The 369-nt window shown below is 58.3% G+C and carries 1 protein-coding gene; it reads left to right on the top strand.

Going from position 1 to position 369, the window contains the following annotated elements:
• The coding region (locus A0G03_RS20585; protein ID WP_145951826.1) for an Ig-like domain-containing protein at window positions 1–369 on the top strand (369 nt) is incomplete at both ends.

The raw sequence follows: 369 nt of genomic DNA, 5'->3' as shown, positions 1-369 counted from the left end.
CGATCCTGCCGGCAATGTGACCACCGCCAACACGAATCATGCTTACGGCGTCGATACCGTGGCGCCAACGGCCTCAATCTCTATCGACAATGTCACCAGCGATAACGTGATTAATGCCAGCGAATCGGGCCAGACGATTGCGGTGACGGGCAAAGTCGGCAATGAAGTGAAAGCCGGTGATGCGGTGACGGTGAAAGTCGGTACCGAGACCTACCAGACCACGGTGAATACCGATGGCAAGACCTGGAGCGTGAACGTTCCGGGATCGGTGCTGGCGGCGAACGGTGATGTTTCTGCGACCGTGACGACACGCGATCCTGCTGGCAATGTCACCACCGCCAATACCAGCCACGCTTACGGCGTCGATAC

Origin of the sequence: Pectobacterium peruviense (assembly GCF_002847345.1) — a bacterium.
In the GTDB taxonomy this organism is placed as follows: domain Bacteria; phylum Pseudomonadota; class Gammaproteobacteria; order Enterobacterales; family Enterobacteriaceae; genus Pectobacterium; species Pectobacterium peruviense.
This window is presented reverse-complemented; position numbering and strand designations above follow the sequence as displayed.